The organism is Rhodoblastus acidophilus (assembly GCF_025961575.1).
GTDB lineage: Bacteria > Pseudomonadota > Alphaproteobacteria > Rhizobiales > Beijerinckiaceae > Rhodoblastus > Rhodoblastus acidophilus_C.
Map to the genome: position 1 here is coordinate 75479 of NZ_JAOQNX010000025.1, position 6291 is coordinate 81769.

Below are 6291 nucleotides of genomic sequence, written 5' to 3' on the forward strand. Positions count from 1 at the left end.
TCCGCTTCCCGCGAAAATGCTCGCGCGCCACAACCTGCAACGCGCAGGATTCGACAAGCGGCGCGCCAGCCCCCACATTGGCGGCGACGATTCGCAAAAGGCCGCCGTGTCCGATCCCTATGACGATTTTCCGGGCTATGAGCCCGTCGCGCCGCGCGCCGGCGGCATTGCCGCGCGCGCGCTCGCCGCGCTGAGCCCCGCGCCGGATTTCATCTCCGCCCTCAACCCCGAACAGCGCGAGGCCGTTGAAACCACGGAAGGTCCGGTTCTCGTGCTCGCCGGCGCCGGCACCGGAAAAACCCGCGTGCTGACCTCGCGCATCGCCCATATTCTCGCGCAAGGCCAGGCGCGCCCGCACCAGATTCTCGCCGTCACCTTCACCAACAAGGCGGCGCGCGAGATGAAGGAGCGCATAGCCGCCCTGATCGGGCCGAGCGCCGAGGGCATGGGCTGGCTCGGCACGTTTCACGCGATTTCCACAAAAATCCTGCGCCGCCACGCCGAACTCGCCGGTCTCAAGAGCAATTTCACCATTCTCGACACCGACGACCAGATGCGCCTGCTCAAGCAGATCTTGCGGGCCGAAAACATTGACGAAAAGCGCTGGACGGCGCGCACCATCGCCTATCTCATCGACAATTGGAAAAACCGCGGCCTCGCGCCCAAAAACGTGCCCGCCGGCGAGGCGCAGGCCTTTGCCAATGGCAAGGGCGGCGCGATCTATGCGCTCTATCAGGAGCGCCTCAAAATCCTCAACGCCGCCGATTTCGGCGACCTGCTCCTGGAGACGCTGAAAATTTTCCGCGAGAATCCGGACGTTCTCAAGGATTATCAGCAGCGCTTCAAATATATCCTGGTCGACGAATATCAGGACACCAACGCTGTCCAATATCTCTGGCTGCGGCTGCTGGCGCAGCGAACCGACGGCGGCAAGCCCAATCTCTGTTGCGTGGGCGACGACGACCAGTCGATCTATGGCTGGCGCGGCGCCGACGTCGACAATATTTTGCGCTTCGAAAAGGATTTTCCCGGCGCGAAAGTGATCCGCCTGGAGCGCAATTACCGCTCGACCGGCCATATTCTGGCGGCGGCCGCCCATCTCATCGCCCACAACACCGATCGCCTCGGCAAGACCCTGTTCACCGATGGCGAGGACGGGGAAAAGCCGCAGGTCTCGGGCGTCTGGGATTCCGAGGAAGAAGCCCGCGTCATAGGCGAAGAAATCGAGCAGCTGCAGCGCCAAAACCATTCGCTCGACGAAGTCGCCATTCTGGTGCGCGCCTCCTTCCAGATGCGCGAGTTCGAAGAGCGGTTCATCACCTTGGGCCTGCCCTATAAGGTGATCGGCGGCCCGCGTTTTTATGAGCGCCTGGAAATCCGCGACGCGCTGGCCTATCTGCGCTGCACCGCGCAGCCCGCCGACGACCTCGCCTTCGAGCGCATCGTCAACACGCCCAAACGCGGCCTCGGCGAGGCCAGCCTGCAGATCGTCCACGATTACGCCCGCCGCCAGCAGATTCCGCTGATGCAGGCGGCCCGCGTGCTGGTCGAAACCGAGGAGCTCAAGGCCAAGCAGCGCTCGACCCTACGGGCGCTCCTCAAAGATTTCGAGCGCTGGGCGAGCGAAATCGGCCAGACGCCGCATCACGAACTTGCGGAAAAAATCCTCGAGGAATCCGGCTACACCGATCACTGGAAGCAAGAAAAGAGCGCCGAAGCCGAGGGCCGCCTGGAAAATTTGAAGGAACTCGTCAGGTCGATGGAGGAATTTCCCGACCTCGGCGCCTTCCTCGAACATGTCTCGCTGGTAATGGACGCCGACAATGCCGATGGCGGGGCGCGCGTCTCGATCATGACTCTGCACGGCGCCAAAGGTCTCGAATTCGAAACCGTTTTCCTCCCCGGCTGGGAGGAGGGCCTTTTTCCCCACCAGCGCAGCCTCGACGAGAACGGCCGCGCCGGGCTGGAGGAGGAGCGCCGCCTGGCCTATGTCGGCGTCACCCGCGCCCGGCGCCGCGCCAAAATTTATTTCGCGACCAATCGCCGCATCCACGGCCTGTGGCAGACAACAACCCCCTCGCGTTTTTTGGACGACCTCCCCGCCGCCCATGTGCAGGTGACGGAAAACCGCGGCAGCGGCTCCGGCTATGGCGCCTATGCGCAGTCGCGTTTCGCCAATATGGACGCGTTTGGCTCGCGTTACGACACGCCCGGCTGGAAACGCGCGCAGAAAAACGGCCCCGGCGGGCGCGGGCCGCTGACCATCGAAGGCGAGGTTTTAAGCCGGTCCACGCCGACAGGCGCCTTCGCGCCGGGCGATCGCGTCTTCCACCAGAAATTCGGCCCGGGTTCCGTCGCTGCGGTCGACGCCTCGAAATTGACCATCGATTTTGATAAAGCTGGACGCAAACTGGTGCTCGACTCCTTCGTCGAGAAAACAAGCAAGTGATTTATGCGCGATTTGCTCACTTATCTCGGCATTGGCCTGATTCTCGTGCTGACCGCGCTGCTCGGCGCGCCCTATGTGATCGATTTCGACGCGCATCGCGGGCGTTTCGCCGAGGAAATCTCGAAAGCTCTGGGGTCGCAGGCGCAACTTGACGGCCCCATCGAGTTCCGCGTCCTGCCCACCCCCTATTTTTCAGCGCAAAAACTGTCGCTGAAGGGGCCGCTGGGCGTTCTCAAGGCGGACAAAGCCGATTTCGAATTGTCGCTGCCCGCCCTGATCCAGGGCAATATGACGTTTACCCGCGCCGAACTGTCCCACTTTGCGCTCGAGGTCGATGGCGACCAGCTGCGCAAGCCCAACGCCTCCGTCCGCTTCGACGATCTGACCCTGCGCGACGGAATTTTGCGCGTGCTGCATGCGGGCAAACCGTTCATCTCGCTCGACCATGTCGATCTCTCCGGCCGCCTCGCCGGCGGCGAAGGCCCGTTTGACGCGCGCGGCGTGTTTCGCGCAAAGGATCGCAACGTCAGCTACAGCTTGAGCAGCGACCATTTTGCCGGATCGCGCCTGCCCATAAAACTGTCGCTCGGCAGCGAAAATCTCGGCAATTTCTCCTTCGATGGCGCGCTCGACCTCGGCGGCGGCCTTTCCTTCGATGGCAAAGTGTTGGGCGAAGGCGCGGCGGCGGACGGGCCGTGGCGGCTGGAAGGCGATGTCCTCGCCAAACCCGAAGCCGTCAAGCTGGACAAGGCGGCGCTGCATCTGGGCGAAGGCGTCCAGGCCATGCATTTTGCCGGCGGCGCCGATTACGGCGTCGATCATGGCGCGCTGACGGTCGATTTTTCAGGAGCGCATCTCGACGGCGCCTGGGCCGATGTCGGGGCCGGCCTTCTGGCGCGCGCCATGGACCGCGCCGCGCCGACGGTTTTGCGGGCGCAACTCGACTCGCTGAACTGGCGGGGAACGTGGAGCCGCGTGAAACTGGCGCGCGACGCCGGCGGTCCCCTGAAAATCGCGGCGGAGGGCGCCGGCGGCGCCCGTTTCGACATGGCCGTCACCCGCGAGGGCTCGCGAAACTGGCGCGGCAAGGGCGATTTTTCGACCGTCGACTATCCCGTCTTCGCCGCCGATGTCGGCGCGCCGGCCTTGCCGTTCCGCCAGATCGTCGTGGGCGGCCTGTTCAATTTTTCCGGCGGCGCATTGGCGCTTTCCAATGCCGCGGTCACGCTCGACCGCACGAAATTCACCGGCGACGCCGCCTGGACCCCGGCAACCAAAGAGTCGCGGGCAAAACTCACCGCGAAACTGGCGGCAAGCGCGCTCGATCTCGCCAGCGTTCCCGACTATGGCGCCGCGCTGGGCGAGTCCGATCTCGACCTCACCCTCGACGCGCAGACCGCCGGCAAAAGCGAGGGAAAACTCAGCCTGCGCCTGCTGCGCGAAAAAGGGTTTTCGCGGCTGGAGCGGCTTGAGGGCAAAAACCTCGCCGGCGCCGACGTGACCGCCTCGGGCGAATGGAAGGACAAATTTTCCGGGCTGAAGGGGACGGTTCGCCTCAAGGCTGGCGAGCTCCAGGATTTCGCCACGCTGCTGGCGCGCCTTGCGCCCAACGACACAACCCGGCTCGTGGCGTCTCGCGCGAAAATCCTGTCGCCGGCTGTGTTCAACGCCAAGGCGGAGCAGGGGGCATATGCCTTCGACGGACAGGCGGCGGCGACGAAATTTTCGGCGAGCCTGGACGACAGGGGCCTGGCGCTGGATGTGTCCGCGCCGGAAGCGTTCGATCTGCTGGCGCAATTGGGCGCGCCGCCGCTGCTGTCGCCGCAAAAGCTCGGTCCCGGTCAGATTTCCGTGCAGACGCAAGCCCAGGGCGCCCGCCGCACGGTCACCGGCAGGGCGGCGCTGGGCAAAATTAACGGCCAGTTCGACGGCGCTTTTCGCGACGGCGCTGTGGACGGGCGCTTGTCGCTGTCAGGCGATCCCTCCAGCCTGATCGGCGGGCCCGCCGGAAACGGCAAGATCGACGGCGAGGTGGAATCGCGTGACGGCCGCATCACCTTGAGCAAAATCCTTGGCGAGCGCGGCGACTCCCATTTCACCGGGCAGTTGAGCCTGTCCTCGGATGGGGTGAGCGGCGAGCTGGATGTCGACAAATTCTCCGCCCCGGCCTTTTTGGCCCTGAGCCTCGGTCCGCCCGCACCAGCCAAACCCGGCGCGTTCTGGCCGAGCCTATCCTTCGCTCCCGTGGTGATCGACCCGCCCCGCACGAAACTTCTCATTCATGCGGCCGATGTCGCGCCCTTCGGCGTTCCCGCCACCTTCCAGCTCAGCCTCGCGGCCAATGCGCTCAGCGTCGCCAATCTCGAGGCGGCGGTGAATGGCGGCAAGCTGCGCGGCGCGTTCGACTTGCGCCGGCAGGCGGGTCAGGCGACCTTTTCCGGCGAGTTTTCCGGCGAGGGCCTGGCGGTGAAAAACCCAGCCCTTTCCGCCACAGCGGCCGGACGGATCAAACTGGCGGGGTCCGGCGCGAGCATGGCGGCGCTGGTCGGCGCGCTCTCGGGAACCGGCTCGGCGAAACTCACCGATGCGATCGTGGCTGGCGCTGCGCCGGAAGCGCCTGCGCAAGTTTTGGACGCCCAGGCGGCGAGCGAAAAACCGTTCAACGCCAAGGACACGGTGCGCGATCTCGACAAGGCGCTCGCCGGCGGCGAATTGCGCCTTGGCGACGGCGAGGCGTCGCTGCGGCTGGCCAAGGGCGAACTGAAGATCGCGCGCGAGGGCGTCGCCTTCACCTACGATCTCAACGATCTCAGTTTTTCGCTTGATTCGTCGCTGCCGGATCGCCAGGGCGCATTGACCTGGTCGGGCGCCTGGGCGTCGCCGGTGCGAAAAGTCGAGGCGGCGCCGTTTGTGGCGGTGGCAGCGGCCAAGGCGCTGGAGCGCGAGCAGGCCCGCATCGCCCGCCAGCGCGAGGCTGACCGGCAGCGCAAGGCCGAGGTGGAGCGGCGCAAGCAGGAGGAGGCGCGCAAGCAGGCCGAAAAACTCCAGCCGCCGCCAGCGCCCGCGCAGTAAGAGAGTCTTAGAAATCCCATAGCCGGCTTTCGGCGGAGCGCGGCCTCTGCCACAATCCTCCCATAACGAAATTGGGAGGACTGCATGCGTGCTTTGGCTCTGGCTGCGGCAATGGTGGCGATGTCGGCGTTTTCGGCGTCAGCCCATGGCCCGACGCGCCAGAAAATCGTCGAGACCGTGGAGATCGACAAGCCCGTCGAAAAAGTCTGGGCGGTGATGGGGAATTTCGACGCTTTGTCCAAATGGCATCCGGTCGTCGCCTCCAGCGTCGCCGACAAGGGCAATGAGGTCGGCTCCGTGCGCCATCTCGTGCTGAAGGCGCCGGGCGATCCGAGTTTTGATGAGGTCTTGGACAAATACGACGCGGCGGGCCACAGCTACAAATACGAAATCCCCAAGGTCGATCCAAAAGTTCTGCCGGTGAACAATTACACCTCGACGATTACCGTGCTCGACAATGGCAAGGGCGGCTCGACCGTGGAATGGAAGGGGGCGTTCTATCGCGGCTACATGCTCAACGATCCCCCGGAAGAGCTGAACGACGAGAATTCGGTGAAAGCGGTGCGCGGCGTTTACCGCGCGGGATTGGACAATCTGAAAAAGATCGTCGAAGCCGCGCCGTAATGGTCGCGTCCGTGGACCGCCCTCGCCCTTCGAGACGGCCCCTGCCGGGGCCTCCTCAGAGGCTGTGACTTAATCTCTGTCCCTTCGCTTGTCTGATGAGTTGGGTGTGGGGACAACCAGCGTGCTTGCGGGGTCCCTCTTGTCAG

Annotated in this window: 3 protein-coding genes; all 3 read left to right on the forward strand. The window is 64.6% G+C overall.

Translation table 11 applies throughout. The annotated features are described in order from the left end of the window. The first annotated feature begins 16 nt into the window (after window positions 1–16). The 3 genes from M2320_RS17160 to M2320_RS17170 all read left to right on the forward strand — a co-directional run bounded on the left by M2320_RS17160 (window position 17) and on the right by M2320_RS17170 (window position 6145). Window positions 17–2449, forward strand: a complete 2433-nt coding sequence (locus M2320_RS17160; protein WP_264598326.1) for an ATP-dependent helicase — start codon at window positions 17–19, stop codon at window positions 2447–2449. 3 nt (window positions 2450–2452) lie between these two features. Beyond that, window positions 2453–5521: a hypothetical protein gene (locus tag M2320_RS17165; protein ID WP_264598327.1), complete on the forward strand. Its 3069-nt coding sequence runs from the start codon at window positions 2453–2455 to the stop codon at window positions 5519–5521. Window positions 5522–5605: 84 nt separating this feature from the next. After that, the gene (locus M2320_RS17170; RefSeq protein WP_264598328.1) at window positions 5606–6145 is read left to right on the forward strand and encodes an SRPBCC family protein; all 540 of its coding nucleotides are present in this window, start codon (window positions 5606–5608) and stop codon (window positions 6143–6145) included. Window positions 6146–6291: the final 146 nt, after the last annotated feature.